We start from the raw sequence: 14,682 nt of genomic DNA, 5'->3' as shown, positions 1-14,682 counted from the left end.
AACACTGAATCTCTGTAGGACGCGGAGCCAAGGGCCATTCGTATCTCGGTGGGAGCGAACGTGCTCGCGACTGCCACGCCTCGGTTTATCAGACACACCGAGTGGCGGCCTTCCCGAATAGATTCGGTCCTACACAGGCCTGCACAGGATCTTTGCCCTCAATCAAGCCATTCCTTGGGCACGTCGCGTTTGAGCATGAGCTGGCATTGCTCGCTTTCCGGTTCGAACACGATCACTGCCTGGCCTTTGCCGAGGGCGTGTCGGACCCTGAGTACCCGGGTTTCCAGCGGTGTTTCGTCGCCGTTGTCGGTGCCGTCACGGGTGACGAAGTCCTCGATCAATCGAGTGAGGGTGTCGGCTTCAAGTTGGTCGTAGGGAATGAGCATGGTCTTCTCGCATGAATTATCGCGATGCTAGCGCGCTTGCTGGCGGCAGGCTACAACCCATGTCGAGCTTTGCGTCAGGGCGACGCGCGGTTTCACGTCGCCCGAGGGGCTTATCCCAGGGCTTAGGGCTCGTCGTTGCGCTGGCCGATCAGGCTCTCTACGGGGGGCACGCGGGTATCGGACTCCATCTGCGCATCATGTTCAATCTGATGGCTGAAGCGCTCAAGGGAGCCTTTGGCCGGCTGCGCATCGCTGGCAAATACCGGCGGGCTGAGGATGTAGGCGCCTAGCAGGCGGCTCAATGCACTGAGGCTGTCGATGTGGGTGCGTTCATAGCCGTGGGTCGCATCGCAACCAAACGCGAGCAGGGCGGTACGAATGTCATGCCCGGCAGTCACCGCCGAATGGGCGTCGCTGAAGTAATAGCGAAACACGTCCCGACGGATCGGCAATTGGTTTTCAAGTCCCAGTTGCAGTAAATGCCGAGACAAATGATAGTCGTAAGGACCGCCAGAGTCCTGCATCGCCACGCTAACCGCGTGTTCGTTGGACGCTTGACCCGGTGCCACAGGCGCAATGTCGATGCCGACAAACTCACTGACGTCCCACGGCAATACGGCCGCCGCACCTGTGCCGGTTTCCTCGGTGATGGTGAACAGCGGGTGACAATCGATCAGCGGTTCGGCGCCGCTGTCGACAATGGATTTCAACGCCGTGAGCAACGCCGCGACACCGGCTTTGTCGTCCAGATGGCGCGCACTGATGTGCCCGCTGTCGGTAAATTCCGGCAGCGGATCAAAGGCCACGAAATCGCCAATGTTAACGCCCAGCGATTCACAGTCGGCGCGGGTTGCACTGTAGGCATCCAGACGCAATTCCACGTGGTCCCAACTGATGGGCATTTGGTCCACAGCGGTATTGAACGCGTGCCCGGAGGCCATTAATGGCAGCACGCTGCCGCGAATAACCCCGGTGTCGGTGAACACGCTGACGCGGCTGCCTTCAGCGAAACGGCTGGACCAGCATCCAATGGCCGCCAACGACAGTCGTCCATTTTCCTGCACCGCACGTACGCTGGCACCGATGGTGTCCAAATGTGCGGAAACAGCGCGGTCTGGGCTTTTTTGCTTGCCCTTCAAGGTGGCGATAATGGTCCCGCGCCGGGTCAATTCAAAAGGAATGCCGAGTTCTTCCAGTCGCTCGGCGACATAGCGCACGATGGTGTCGGTAAATCCGGTCGGGCTGGGAATCGCGAGCATTTCCAGGAGGACTTTCTGCAGGTACTTCAGGTCCGGTTCTGGGACAGTTGCAGCTGTCATGGGTAGCTCCTAATACGGGATGAAAGGCAGATCCAATGCTCTGCAGGAGCCAACTTGTTGGCGAGGCGTCTGATTGGGTACGCTGCGCAAATCTCTCGCCAACACGTTGGCTCCTACAGCATAGGGGTAGTCAGGACGTCAGCTGTGCGCTGGCAAACTGTGTGGAAACAGCAGATCGACAAAGCGTTCGGCAGTGGGTTGTGGTTCATGGTTGGCGAGGCCGACACGTTCGTTGGCCTCAATAAAAACGTACTCCGGTTGATCGGCCGCCGGCACCATCAAATCGAGGCCTACCACCGGAATGTCCAAGGCCCTCGCGGCACGAATCGACGCGTCAGCCAACACTGGGTGCAGAATTGCGGTGACATCCTCCAGGCAGCCGCCAGTGTGCAGGTTGGCGGTGCGCCGCACGGCCAGGCGTTCGTTAGCGGGCAACACGCTGGTGTAGTCATACCCGGCATCATGCAACGTACGCTCGGTCTCTTCATCCCGGGGAATCTTGCTTTCGCCCCCCGTGGCGGCTGATCGGCGACGACTTTGTGCTTCGATCAGTTCGCCAATGGTGTGGCTGCCGTCGCCAACCACTTCAGCCGGGCGGCGAATGGCCGCCGCCACCACTTCGAAACCAATCACCACCACGCGCAGGTCCAGGCCCTGGTGATAGCTTTCAAGCAATACTCGGCTGTCGAACCCTTGAGCGCGCTCGATGGCCGCGTCGACCTCTTCCATCGTGCGCAAATCTACCGCAACACCGTGGCCTTGTTCGCCGTCCAGCGGCTTGACCACGATGTGTCGGTGCGCTTCGAGGAACGCCCTGTTCGCATCCGTTTCACCGGCCAACTGCTGCACCGGCAGGCACAAACCTGCGGCTTTGAGCGTGCGATGGGTCAGGCTTTTGTCCTGGCACAAGGTCATGCTCACCGCCGTGGTCAGGTCGCTCAACGACTCGCGGCAGCGCACCCGTCTACCGCCGTAACTCAACGTAAACAGACCGGCGTCGGCATCATCGACTTGCACATCAATGCCGCGTTTATGCGCCTCCTCAACAATGATTCGTGCGTACGGGTTGAAGTTCGCTTGTGGGCCAGGACCCAAAAACAAGTGTTCGTTAATGCCATTCTTGCGCTTGATGGCAAAGGTTGGCAGGTTGCGAAAACCGAGCTTGGTGTACAGGTTTTTCGCCTGCTGATTGTCGTGCAGCACCGAGAGGTCGAGGTAGCTCAGCCCGCGGCTCATGAAATGCTCGATCAAATGCCGCACCAGCACTTCACCGACGCCAGGACGAGTGCACTGCGGATCAACCGCCAGGCACCACAAACTGCTGCCGTTCTCGGGGTCGTTAAATGCTTTTTGATGATTGAGCCCCATGATGCTGCCGATAACCGCGTTGCTGCTCTCATCCTCGGCCAACCAATACACCGGTCCACCTTGATGGCGCGGCGTCAGCAGGGCAGGGTCGACGGGCAACATTCCTCGGGTCAGGTACAGAGTGTTAATGGACTGCCAGTCGGCCGCGTTTTGCGCACGACGAATGCGGTATCCGCGAAAGATCTTCTGGGCAGGGCGGTAATCGCTGAACCACAGGCGCAAGGTGTCGGACGGATCCAGAAACAGCTGCTGCGGCGATTGCGCCAGTACTTGCTGCGGCGCCGCAACATATAACGCGATGTCACGTTCACCGGGCTTTTCGTTAAGCAGCTCATGGGCCAAGGCGGCCGGGTCGCGGTAGGTGTGACCGATCAGCAACCGGCCCCAGCCGCAATGCAACGCCAGTGGCTCGGTATCGAGTTCGCTGCCATCTTCGGCCAGGCGCGCCTGCAACCGTTCGTAGGAGGGCGACTGACCGCGTAACAGCCGCTGGCTAAACACGGAGGCATTGTGTTTCATCAGTCAAAGTCCTTGTTCGCTGAGCCACAGGTTCAGCGCTGCGAGCTGCCACAGCTTGGAACCGCGAAGTGGTGTCAGCTGGCCGTCGGGATCGGTCAGCAGGCTGTCGAGCATTTCTGGACGGAACAGGCCGCGATCCTGGCTTGGGTCAAGTAACAGCTCACGCACCCACTGCAGCGTGTCGCCTTGCAGGTGCTTTAATCCCGGCACCGGAAAATAACCTTTTTTGCGGTCGATCACTTCAGCAGGAATCACCAACCGAGCGGCTTCCTTCAGCACCTGTTTGCCGCCATCGGGCAGTTTGAATTTGCCTGGCACCCGAGCAGACAGCTCCACCAGGCGGTAATCGAGAAACGGTGTACGTGCTTCCAAGCCCCACGCCATGGTCATGTTGTCGACGCGCTTCACGGGGTCATCCACCAGCATCACTGTGCTGTCCAGCCGCAGCGCTTTATCCACAGCGGCATCGGCACCCGGCTGGGCGAAATGTTCTCGCACGAAATCGCCCGCAGCGTCGTTGCTGGTCAGCCATTGCGGCTGTACGGTGGCGGCGTACTCATCGTAGGTCCGGTCGAAAAAGGCCCCGCGATACGCTGCATAAGGATCGCTGGCGCCGTCCACTTGCGGATACCAGTGGTAGCCGGCAAACAGTTCGTCCGCGCCCTGGCCGCTCTGCACCACTTTGCAATGCTTGGCAACTTCCCGAGACAACAGGTAAAACGCGATGCAATCGTGGCTGATCATCGGCTCGCTCATGGCACGGAACGCCGCGGGCAATTGCTCGATGATCTCGCTTTCATTGATCCGTAGTTGATGATGCCGGGTGCCGTAATGTTTGGCGATCAGGTCCGAATATTGAAACTCATCGCCGCGCTCGCCGCCTGCGTCCTGAAAACCGATGGAGAACGTCGACAAGTCTTCTACGCCGACGTCACGCAGCAGGCCCACCAACAAACTTGAATCGACACCGCCCGACAGCAGAACCCCCACGTCCACTGCGGCTCGTTGTCGAATCGCTACCGCTTCACGGGTGCTGTCCAATACACGGTCGCGCCAGTCTTCCAGGGTCAGGTTGGCTTCATCGGCATTTTGCCCGTAAGGCAAGCGCCACCAGACTTTCTGCTCCGATTTGCCGCTGGCGTCGATACGCAGCCAAGTGGCTGGTGGCAGTTTTTCAATGCCAGCCAACAACGTGCGCGGCGAGGGCACTACTGAGTGGAAATTCAGGTAGTGGTTCAGGGCGATGGGATCCAGCAGCGGGTTGATGTCACCGCCTTTGAGCAGCGCCGGCAGGGTTGAGGCAAAGCGTAACCGTTTATCGGTCCGCGACAAATACAGCGGTTTGACGCCCAGACGGTCCCGAGCGATGAACAGCTCTTGGGTGTCACGTTCCCAAATGGCGAAGGCGAACATGCCGTTGAGCTTGGGCAACAGGTCGGCGCCCCAGGCGTGATAGCCCTTGAGCAACACTTCGGTGTCGCCGCCGGAATAAAACGTATAACCGAGGATCTCCAGTTCAGTGCGTAACTCGGGGTAATTATAAATAGCGCCGTTGAACGCCAGCGACAAGCCCAGAGAGTGGTCAACCATCGGCTGCGCTGAGGCCTGCGACAGGTCCATGATCTTCAGCCGCCGATGACCGAGCGCGACCGGGCCTTGGGAGTGGAAGCCCCAGGCATCCGGCCCGCGAGGGGCCAGATTATGAGTAATTCGTTCAACAGCAGTGAGGTCCGCTGGTTGATGGTCAAATCTGATTTCACCTGCTAATCCGCACATAAGTCCTTACCGGGTTTCCGTTGGGGAGGGCAGACGATGAGTCGCCTACACCAGAAACTGACCAGTGAGGGTTATGAATGTTTTAGATCGTTGGGTTATAAGCCAGCGGGCAGCTCGGTTCTGCCAGTTGTACTGTTGTACTTGGCTGGGCAGTTGGGAGCGCTTGGCGCTCCATCGCGGGCAAGCGCGCTCCTACACAGCCTGTACAGTCGGCTTCCCTTCAATACCCGGTCATCTCCAGGTACCCGATGCCTTTCTGATTCCCCGTCACGGTTACCGGGCCTTCCCAATAAGGGATGCGCAAGTCCATCCATGCCTTTGGGTTCAATGCTGTCGTTACGATGTCCAATTGTTTACTGGGGATCTTGACTGACCAACGGGTCGGCATTTCATGCCCGGCGACGTCGCTGCTGGCCAACGGTGTGAGCTGCATCTGCGAGCCCTTGAGCAATTGTGTCTGGCCATCGGCGTCTATCCAGGTGCCGGTGACATACGGCTCACCGGACTTTTGACGCATGCGGTACAGCATTAATTGGGCGCCGCTTTCCAGGTGCACGGAAAACCAGTCCCAGCCGGTTTGCTCGGCAGTCAGGGGTTGGCTGCTCCACTCGCGGTCGAGCCATGCGGGGCCGCTGACATGAAAGGTTTTGCCATCAATCATCAGGCTGCCCGACGCCTGAAAATAGGGCTGGCTGTAGTAATACGACGCTTGGCCCTGCTCCGATTTTTGACTGAAACCCTGGACGCCTTGCAGCACTAACGGCTGAGTAGAGGTGAGGTGCAATTGATAGCTAAAGGTCGGCCCTCGGGCGTGCAATTGCATGTCGGCCAGGGGGTCGTCGCGGGTGGAATGACTGTCGAAGGTCCAATCGTCTATCCATGCCTTGAAGGGCGCGGTGTTGACCCCCGCTTGCTCAACGCCGCCGCGAGCATAGCGTTCGGCGGCGTAGTGCTGGCTGGCAGAGGTGACTGCGGCGTGACCCATCCAGAGGGTTTGACTGCCCCAGCCCGCTGGGTCGGGTCCCGCTTTCAGCGCATTGCGAAACAGCGTCCATTGCACGCCGAAGTCATGGCCTTGGTCGTCTTTCAGGTTGGCGGTGACGTACCACCATTCGATGCGAAAGCCCTCGTGCGGGCCGTGATCCTGGGGAAAACTGAAGACTTTTCCCGGGACCACTTGAGCGAATGCCGACGCTGCATTGCCCAGTCCGGCAAACCCTTCGGCTGGGGTTTTGTCTTCATCGCACCCGGTTAAAAAGCCCGATAACAAAAGCATGCTAACCACTAGCAGCCGATTAATCTTCATTTGCAAACGTCCTCAGCAGATCGGCCGGACGGCTGCGATACAGTTTGATCAGAGGCCAGGCCGAGGCCAGTAACGTCGCCAACAATGCCAGCGCCATCAACTGCGCCAATTGTGCCGGGAATATCTGTAACGGCAGGCGCCAACCGAATGCCTGCACGTTGATCACCGCGTCCAGGCACCAAGCCAGCAGCAGGCCCAGCGGTAACGCCAGCACCAGTGTCAGTACCGCCAGCAGCCAGGTCTGCCCGAGGTTGAGCAGCATCAGTTGTCGACGGGTCACGCCCAGCGCCCACAGCGGCGCCAATTGCCCGAGACGGCTCTGGCTCTGGGTCAGCAAGCTGATAAACAGCGCAACACCGGCCACCCCCAATGTCAGGCTGTTGAGCGCGGCGGTGGCGGCGAACGTTCGCTCAAAGACTTGGGTTGACCAGCCTTTGAGTTGGGTTTGATCGACGATGTGGCTGTCTTCCAGAGAGAAGCGCGCTTGCAGCTCACGCACCAGCACCGGCACGGCCGTCGGGGCGATGCGCAGGTTGAATCGGTTGGGCGAAAGCTGCGGCCAGTACCGCAGCAAGTGGCGTGCGTTGACCAGAATGTGGCCTTTGGGATTGCCGTAATCGGCATAGATCGCGACGATCCTCGGCGTCCATTGCCCTTGGGGGGTCGGGATAGGCAGTTGATCGCCGACGCTGACGTTCAAGCGGCGCGCCAGTTGTTCGCTGAGCATCAGCGTGTCGTCCTGAGCCAGTTGGTCCCAAGGGTCGCCGGACGCCGATTGCAGTAGCGGCCAGTGTTGGCGATAGGTCGGGTGATCGATGATGCCGAACACATCCGCGGGCCAGCCTTGTAATTGCACCGGCACCTGCCAATTCGGCAACACCGCTGTAACCGTGGGTTGTTGGCCGAGCCAGATTTGCATGTCCCGCGCCTGCGCGGGGTTGGCCGGATTGAGGTACAGCTCGGCGGTCAGTCGCTGCTCCAGCCAGTTAGTAAAGGTCTGACGAAAACCGGAAGTCATGCTGCCCGCCCCGATATTGGCTGCCAGCGCAAGTAATAGCGCCATCAACGCCAGGCTCAAGGCCGGCAGTTGCTGGCGGCAATCGGCGAGAAACCATTGCCCGAGCACTGAGCGGCTGCGACCTAATAGTGTGTCCAGCAGGCCATTGAGCAGCACCGGTAATCCCAATGCGGCGCCCAGCAGCAAAGTGCCCATCAGTACAAAACCGCTGGTCAGGCTGTCGCCGAAAAACAACGCCATTAATGCCACGACAATCGCCAGGGCCGCGACCCAGGCCTGACGACGCAACCAGCGGCTGTGCGCCTGGTGCCAAGCTTGAGCAATGGCCAGGGCCAACAACGGCAGGCGTGCCGCGCGCAACAAGCTATTGGCCCCGGCCAGCAGCGCGCCGAGCAGGCTTAAACCGACGCCGCTGGCCCACCACCATGGACTCAGGCTCAGTTGCCCGGCCACTTCGGCACCGTACAAGCCGCGCAAACTGGCGGCGACATCGGGCAGCAAAACGCTGGCGAGGAAGTAACCACTGATGACCCCGGCAATACCGCCGAGCAGGGCCAGACAACCCAGTTCGACACTCAAGCTGATAATCAACAGCCGCGCACCGACGCCGCACGCGCGCAAGGTTCTTAGCAGGCCACGACGTTGCTCCAGAGCCAGGCCGATGGCCGCATGGACGATGAACAAACCGACCACAAATGACAGAAACCCCAGCGCATCGAGGTTCAGGTGGAAACTTTCGGTCAAGCGCGCGAGGTTATTTTCTTCGCCGCTGGTTTTCAACACCAGTTGCCCGTCTATGTCAGCAGGCAGCACCGGCTTGCTGGCGGCGAACTCCTTGGGCAGCAACAGGCGTGAAACCTGTTGCGGCAGGCCTAGCAATTGCTGCGCGAAACCAATGTCCACCAGCAACAAACCGGGCGCCATATCCGGCTGACTGTGCAGCGGTGGCAAGGCTTGTCCGCTTTCACTGAGGGGAGTGTCACCCTCGTGAAGACCCAAGGTCTGCAAGGTCTGTGGCGCGACCCAGGTGCTGCCCGGCGCGCTGAAAAAACCGACCATTTGTGCGATGTCCAGAGCTTTACCCGCTACCGCTGAACCTCCGGGCAGTGAGACCGGCTCGATGCCCATCAATTGCAAACGTTGGTCGGCATGGCCTTTGAGGGTCAGCCGCGCTTGCAACACCGGGGACACCGGCCAGCCGGCGCGGCGCAGGCTGACGAATAACGCTTGGGGAAAGGTTGCGCCGTTAGGTGCGCTGAGGCTGGCCTGAGGTTCTCCGCCGATCAGTTGGCTAGCACGGGCATAGCTTTCTCGTGCCTGACTGTTCAGCGCCTGAACCCCGGTGAGCAGACTGGTCGCCAGCCACAGCCCGGTAAGCACGCTGAAAAACTGCACAGGGTGGCGACGCCAGTGGCTCAGCAGCGCGCGCAGTGTCCAATAGAAAACCCGCACCTCAGCGCGCACCTGGGTTGGCTAAACGCCCGCCATGCAACACCACCTTGTTCGCCAGACGCGCCGCGATCCGAGGGCTGTGGGTGACCATCAACAGACTGGTGGGGCTGTCGTTCAGTAGATCCAATAGCAGTTGCAAGACTTCGTCGCTGGTGGCTTCGTCCAGGTTACCAGTGGGCTCGTCGGCCAATAATAGACCCGGCCGCGAGGCGAGGGCACGGCCCAGGGCGACGCGCTGCTGTTGCCCCCCGGAGAGTTGTTCGGGGTAGCGCTTGAGCAATTCGCCGAGTCCCAATCTTTCCACCAGTTGCGCTTGCCAGACCGGATCGTAGCGACCGGCCAGTCGGGCCTGGAATGCCAGGTTGTCTTCAATCTTCAAGTTGCTGATGAGGTTGAATTGTTGAAACACCAGGCCGATTTCGGTACGCCGCCAATTGGCCAGTTGGGTTTCACTCATCTGGTCCAGGCGATGACCGCCGATGCGGATGATGCCGCGATCAACGTTATCGAGGCCGGCGACCAGGTGCAATAAGGTACTTTTTCCACTGCCCGATTCGCCCATCAACGCCAGACTGCTGCCGTGTTCGAGGTTCAAATCAACCCCTTGCAATACCGCTAATGGACCTTGCGGTGTGGCATAGCTTTTGTACACGGCTTGCACTTGCAGCATGGGGGGTGCCTGGGGGAGAAGGGTGGGCAGAGGATAGCTGGAGAGTTGGGTTTTGTGCTTTGGTTTATTTGATGTTGGCGCTGACAACGGTGCAACGTGTTGGCAACGGCCCTTGGGCAATTGCATTAGTGCTCGCGAAGAGTTTCGAACTTCCACCTCGAACATCATGAGCTATGGTTCAGGGGCGTTTCGCAGTGTTCGTCATTCACGTTCTGAGTAGGAATCATATGAAGAAGACTTTTGTCCCCGTCTGTATAGGCGCTACCGTCGCCGCCATCAGCTCTGTTTACGCGGCAGATACGGTGCCAGTAACCGTCGACAACTTCGTGCGTGCTGAAAGCGATTTATATATCGGGGCTTTGGCCAAACAAGGTGGCCTGGGCAAAATTCTCCATCGCCGTGAACCTGCCTCCATCGAGCATCAGACCGTGATTCGGCTTAATCGCGACACGCTTTACTCTTCGGCAGTGTTCGACTTGGACGCCGGCCCGGTAACACTAACGTTGCCTGACCCGGGCAAACGTTATATGGCCTTGCAAGTCATCAACGAAGACCATTATGTGCCGAACGTATTTTACGGCGCAGGCACTTACACCCTCACCCGTGAGAATGTTGGAACCCGCTATGCGGTGGCGGCCATCCGCACCTTGGTTGACCCAACCAACCCCGACGACATTAAACACGTGCATGTCCTGCAGGATGCCGTCACCGTCAACCAAAACAGTGCTGGCACCCTCAAGTTCCCGGCGTGGGACGCTGCCAGTCAGAAAAAAGTCCGGGACGCGTTGTTGGTTTTGTCTTCAACCCTTCCTGATTTCAAGAAAGCGTTTGGTACCAAAGAGCAAGTTGACCCCGTTCGCCACCTGGTGGGTTCTGCCGCTGCGTGGGGCGGGAATCCGGACAAGGATGCGATCTATCTGAACGTAACGCCGGCTGAGAATGACGGCAAAACGATTTACACGCTTACGGTTAAAGACGTGCCCGTTGATGGCTTCTGGTCCGTCAGTCTCTATAACGCCGATGGTTATTACGAGAAAAACGCGGCCAATGCCTATTCCCTTAATAACCTCACTGCCAAAAAATCCAGTGACGGTTCAATCGTCATTCAATTCGGTGGCTGCGAGGCTAAGATTGCGAATTGCTTGCCGATTGTAAAAGGTTGGAATTACACCACTCGCTTATACCGTCCACGAGCAGAAATCATCAGTGGCGCATGGAATTTCCCCGAGCCTCAAGTCGTTCGCTGATTGACGGTGAGTCACCAAATTAAAAGGCCAGCAAGGATGAATCGAAATATCAACCGTGCCTCATTCGGCGACATGGCCGCTATCGATGTAAGTCGAAAAATTTCGGGGTAAATGAACATGAAGTTGAATAGTAGTTTTCTGGCCGCGGGGTTGTTGTCATGGGTGGTCAATGTTGCTGTCGCGGCCCCTACAGCGTCTCCCGAACAAGCCCAGGCTATTGCGAAAGAGGTCTATCTCTATGGTTACCCGGTCGTTGAGATGTACAAAACACTGTACGCGCAGGCAGTTGACCAAGGCGGGCCAAATTTCAAAGCACCCTTCAACACCATCGGCAACACAGCGAACGTTTTCAGCCCCAAAGACACGGCCATCATTACCCCAAACTCGGACACCCCGTATTCGTTTGTCTGGCTTGACCTGCGTGCCGAACCTATTGTCTTGACCCTGCCGGCCATTGAAAAGAGCCGTTATTACTCGGTTCAGTTGATAGATATCTATACCCATAATCTGGGCTACCTCGGCAGCCGTACTACGGGCAACAAAGGCGGCAAATTTCTAATCGCGGGCCCCGCCTGGAAAGGCGAAACACCAGCGGGTATCGATAAGGTCATCCGTACCGAAACCAATATTGCGTACGCGCTGTACCGTACCCAATTGTTCGATGAAAAAGACCTGAACCGCGTCAAGGCGATTCAGGCGGGGTACGCGGTGCAAACGTTGAGCGAGTTTGTCGGCAAGCCCGCTTCGGCTGCTGCACGTCCAGTCGACTGGCCGAAGCCGATCGACGGGATGACAGACAGCCCCGCGTTGATTCGCTATCTGAATTTCATGCTGACATTCGCCCCGACCCATCCTAGCGAAAAGAAGCTGATGAAGCGCTTCGCTGAAATTGGAGCTGGCCCTGGCTTGCCTTTCGACGAGGCCAAGCTGACGCCGTCCCAGACGGAAATTATTCAAAAAGGTATTACTGACGGGAAGGCTGAGTTCGCAGCGTTCAAAAAAGCCAAAATCGATACCCATCTAGTCACTAGTGGGGAATTCTTCGGCAGCCGCGAACATTTGAAGAACAATTACCTATACCGCTACGTCGGCGCCAATGTAGGGATCTTTGGCAACTCCGCGGCTGAAGCAAACTACTTGGGTTATTTCGTCGATAGCCAAGGTAAGCCGGTTAATGCCGGCACCGACAAGTACACATTGCATTTCAATAAAGGCGGATTGCCTCCTGCTAAAGCGTTCTGGTCACTGACGATGTACGACGGAAAAACCAAGCTTCTGGTGGATAACCCTCTGAATCGTTATCTGATCAACTCGCAAATGCTCGGCTCCCTCAAGACCGACGCCGATGGCGGCATTACGCTCTATGTGCAGCATGACAGTCCCGGGAAAGATAAAGAATCCAACTGGCTGCCAGCGCCCAGTGGGCCGTTCTACGGTGTTCTGCGGATCTACATGCCCAAGCCTGAGGTCACCAATGGACAGTGGAAGCTGCCACCGCTGGTGGCGGCTAAGTCGTAGTTGACTCGGCTGCAGACCGGGTCAATCTCTCGCCAACACGTTGGCTTCTACAGGAGCCCTGTGTTTGGCCTCAGGCTTTGCCGCGTATCAATCCGCGCAGCGCAAAGCGATTCGGATGGCAGGCTTCGGCGACGCTTCTTGGTAGCGGCAGTGGTTCGTTGTCGAGCCAGGCGGCGAGCAGTTCGCCGGACAGCGGCGCGGTGATCAGGCCGCGTGAGCCGTGGCCGCTATTGATATACAGGCCTTCAAGCCAAGGGCATTGGATGTCCGGCACCTGGCGTGCGTCTTTTCCAAGGACGGCGTATGCCTCAACAAATGCGCTCCTGTCCGCCAGCGGGCCGACGATGGGCAGGTAGTCCGGGCTGGTGCAGCGGAATCCGGCGAAGCCCAATAACTCTTCAGGCGGCATGCGGTCTGCGCCGAGACGTTTAACCAGGTCGGTAGAAATTTCCTGCAGCAGCTGCAGGTTATCCAAATGGTCAGCAACGGTCGGCGTCAGGTCATCGCTCTTGAAGTTGAAACTGGCGCCTAATGTGTGTTCGCCAGAACGGGCTGGCGCGACGTAGCCTTCGGCGCAAACCACGGTGCTCAGTGCCGCGCTTTCCGGGGTCTCGGCCAGGCGAGTGATTTGCCCACGAATGCGCTTCAACGGCAGCTCGGCACTGGCCGGGAAGCGTTTGACCTCAGCCGCGCCAGCCAGCACCACTACCGGTGCCTGATCGAGCATGCGTTCACCGTCCCAGGCCTGCCACTGGTTGCCGTCGCGGCGCAATTCGACCACGTCGCAATGGGTTAGCAACTGAATGTTGAGGTGGGAAGCCTGAAACCGACACAGTGCTGGCGGATGTACCCAGCCGCCTTCGGGAAAGAACAAACCGCCACTGGCCAGGTTAATTCCGGCCAGGGTTTGGGCGTGTGGCAGGTCCACCAACTGCAGCAAGTCAGCAGAAAATGCCTGGGCCAACTGCACTTGACGCTCGGCTTCCTTGTCGTTGAAGCCCAACTGCAACACCCCACACGCGTCCCACTCAAGACCGCGTTGCAAATTTTCCAGCAGGCGCCGGGTATGGCCGAAACCACTCAGGATCAGTTGGGACAGTGCGGTGCCGTGGGCCGACAGTTTCAAGTACAACACGCCCTGGGGATTGCCCGAGGCCTCCTGGGCCAGACCACTGCGGCGCTCCAGCAGACTCACCTGCCAACCCCGCGCGGCTAGGCTGGCGGCGGTGGCGCAACCGGCGAGTCCGGCACCGATCACCAGCGCTTTACGTTGTCCAGTGAGCGGGGCAGGTCGAGCGAACCACGGTTTTGCCGGCAAAGGTTTTACAGCGCCCTCAGGCCAACCAACGAACACCCCGCGCAACACCTCCCACTTATGGCCTATCCCTGGCGTGCGTTTCATCTTGAACCCGGCAGCGTTGAGCGCGCGGCGTACCCAGCCGGTGCTGGTGAACGTACTGATGGTCGAGTCGGGTGCCGCCAGTCGTGCCAGTTCGGCGAACAGCTCAGGGGTCCACATCTCCGGGTTTTTTGCTGGCGCGAACCCGTCGAGAAACCACGCGTCAATCTGCCCGTCCAGTTGCGGCAACATGTCCAGCACATCACCGATCAATAAGGTCAGGGTTACCCGACCGCCGTCGAACACAAAACGCTGAAACCCTTCGTGCACCGCAACGTATTGCGCCAATAACGGCTCGGCAAAGGCTGCCAGTTCCGGCCACAGGTTCAAGGCGCGCTGCAAGTCGCTAAACGTCAGCGGAAACTTTTCGACGCTGACGAAATGCAGCCGCGCATCGGCCTTCGCGCAGTGGGCAAACAGTTGCCAGGCGCAGAGAAAATTCAGACCGGTGCCGAAGCCTGTTTCACCGATCACCAGACGCGAACCCGCCGTCAGTGCAGTGAAGCGCTGTTCCAGGTCGTTTTGTTTCAGGAACACATGACGGGTTTCATCGAGGCCCGATTGCGTGGCGAAATAGACATCCGAAAACGCATGGGAATGAGGATTGCCCTGTTCGTCCCATTCAATGTTGGCGTGGCGGATGAGGGTCATGGTGGGCTCGGCAGGGGTCAGAAACGCGACATATTAACGTAATCGTCCCGGCG

The 14,682-nt window shown here is 58.7% G+C and carries 10 protein-coding genes; 2 read left to right on the top strand and 8 right to left on the bottom strand.

All coding sequences use genetic code 11. The features are described from left to right. Positions 1-158: 158 nt before the first annotated feature. From JWR17_RS15515 to JWR17_RS15485, 7 genes are all read right to left on the bottom strand, one after another. The gene (locus JWR17_RS15515; RefSeq protein WP_297844929.1) at positions 159-386 is read right to left on the bottom strand and encodes a YheU family protein; all 228 of its coding nucleotides are present in this window, start codon (positions 384-386) and stop codon (positions 159-161) included. Positions 387-508: 122 nt separating this feature from the next. After that, positions 509-1,705 (bottom strand): osmoprotectant NAGGN system M42 family peptidase, encoded by a 1,197-nt coding sequence (locus tag JWR17_RS15510; RefSeq protein WP_299832811.1) that lies wholly within the window; start codon positions 1,703-1,705, stop codon positions 509-511. A gap of 138 nt (positions 1,706-1,843) precedes the next feature. Next, positions 1,844-3,592: an N-acetylglutaminylglutamine synthetase gene (gene ngg, locus JWR17_RS15505; RefSeq protein ID WP_299832810.1), complete on the bottom strand. Its 1,749-nt coding sequence runs from the start codon at positions 3,590-3,592 to the stop codon at positions 1,844-1,846. 3 nt (positions 3,593-3,595) lie between these two features. Further along, positions 3,596-5,368, bottom strand: coding sequence for an N-acetylglutaminylglutamine amidotransferase (locus JWR17_RS15500; protein WP_299832809.1), 1,773 nt, complete (start codon positions 5,366-5,368; stop codon positions 3,596-3,598). 220 nt (positions 5,369-5,588) lie between these two features. Continuing rightward, positions 5,589-6,674 carry a lipocalin-like domain-containing protein gene (locus JWR17_RS15495; protein ID WP_299832808.1) on the bottom strand — a complete coding sequence of 362 codons (1,086 nt, stop codon included), beginning with the start codon at positions 6,672-6,674 and terminating at the stop codon, positions 5,589-5,591. After that, positions 6,664-9,144: an FtsX-like permease family protein gene (locus JWR17_RS15490; protein ID WP_299832807.1), complete on the bottom strand. Its 2,481-nt coding sequence runs from the start codon at positions 9,142-9,144 to the stop codon at positions 6,664-6,666. The genes JWR17_RS15495 and JWR17_RS15490 overlap by 11 nt, the downstream gene beginning before the upstream one ends. A 1-nt stretch (position 9,145) precedes the next feature. Next, complete coding sequence (locus tag JWR17_RS15485; RefSeq protein ID WP_299832806.1) at positions 9,146-9,814, bottom strand: ABC transporter ATP-binding protein; 669 nt, start codon at positions 9,812-9,814, stop codon at positions 9,146-9,148. Between the two features lie 194 nt (positions 9,815-10,008). On the opposite strand from JWR17_RS15485, the gene JWR17_RS15480 reads away from it, so the two are divergent. Together JWR17_RS15480 and JWR17_RS15475 are read left to right on the top strand one after the other, a co-directional pair. Then, positions 10,009-11,061, top strand: coding sequence for a DUF1254 domain-containing protein (locus JWR17_RS15480; protein ID WP_299832805.1), 1,053 nt, complete (start codon positions 10,009-10,011; stop codon positions 11,059-11,061). 117 nt (positions 11,062-11,178) lie between these two features. Beyond that, positions 11,179-12,579, top strand: a complete 1,401-nt coding sequence (locus JWR17_RS15475; protein WP_299832804.1) for a DUF1254 domain-containing protein — start codon at positions 11,179-11,181, stop codon at positions 12,577-12,579. 70 nt (positions 12,580-12,649) lie between these two features. On the opposite strand, the gene mnmC is transcribed toward JWR17_RS15475, so the two are convergent. Continuing rightward, on the bottom strand, positions 12,650-14,629 hold the full coding sequence (mnmC, locus tag JWR17_RS15470; RefSeq protein WP_299832802.1) for a bifunctional tRNA (5-methylaminomethyl-2-thiouridine)(34)-methyltransferase MnmD/FAD-dependent 5-carboxymethylaminomethyl-2-thiouridine(34) oxidoreductase MnmC: 1,980 nt from the start codon (positions 14,627-14,629) through the stop codon (positions 12,650-12,652). Positions 14,630-14,682 lie beyond the last annotated feature (53 nt).

Origin of the sequence: Pseudomonas sp. (assembly GCF_028293835.1) — a bacterium.
GTDB lineage: Bacteria > Pseudomonadota > Gammaproteobacteria > Pseudomonadales > Pseudomonadaceae > Aquipseudomonas.
Note: the sequence above shows the minus strand (reverse complement) of the source record. Positions and strands in the feature narration are given on the sequence as shown.

What these genes read in the sequence shown, in the direction of transcription:
- JWR17_RS15515 (WP_297844929.1), bottom strand. Translation starts at nt 386, where the DNA reads ATGCTCATTCCCTACGACCAACTTGAAGCCGACACCCTCACTCGATTG.
- JWR17_RS15510 (WP_299832811.1), bottom strand. Translation starts at nt 1,705, where the DNA reads ATGACAGCTGCAACTGTCCCAGAACCGGACCTGAAGTACCTGCAGAAA.
- ngg (WP_299832810.1), bottom strand. Translation starts at nt 3,592, where the DNA reads ATGAAACACAATGCCTCCGTGTTTAGCCAGCGGCTGTTACGCGGTCAG.
- JWR17_RS15500 (WP_299832809.1), bottom strand. Translation starts at nt 5,368, where the DNA reads ATGTGCGGATTAGCAGGTGAAATCAGATTTGACCATCAACCAGCGGAC.
- JWR17_RS15495 (WP_299832808.1), bottom strand. Translation starts at nt 6,674, where the DNA reads ATGAAGATTAATCGGCTGCTAGTGGTTAGCATGCTTTTGTTATCGGGC.
- JWR17_RS15485 (WP_299832806.1), bottom strand. Translation starts at nt 9,814, where the DNA reads ATGCTGCAAGTGCAAGCCGTGTACAAAAGCTATGCCACACCGCAAGGT.
- JWR17_RS15475 (WP_299832804.1), top strand. Translation starts at nt 11,179, where the DNA reads ATGAAGTTGAATAGTAGTTTTCTGGCCGCGGGGTTGTTGTCATGGGTG.
- mnmC (WP_299832802.1), bottom strand. Translation starts at nt 14,629, where the DNA reads ATGACCCTCATCCGCCACGCCAACATTGAATGGGACGAACAGGGCAAT.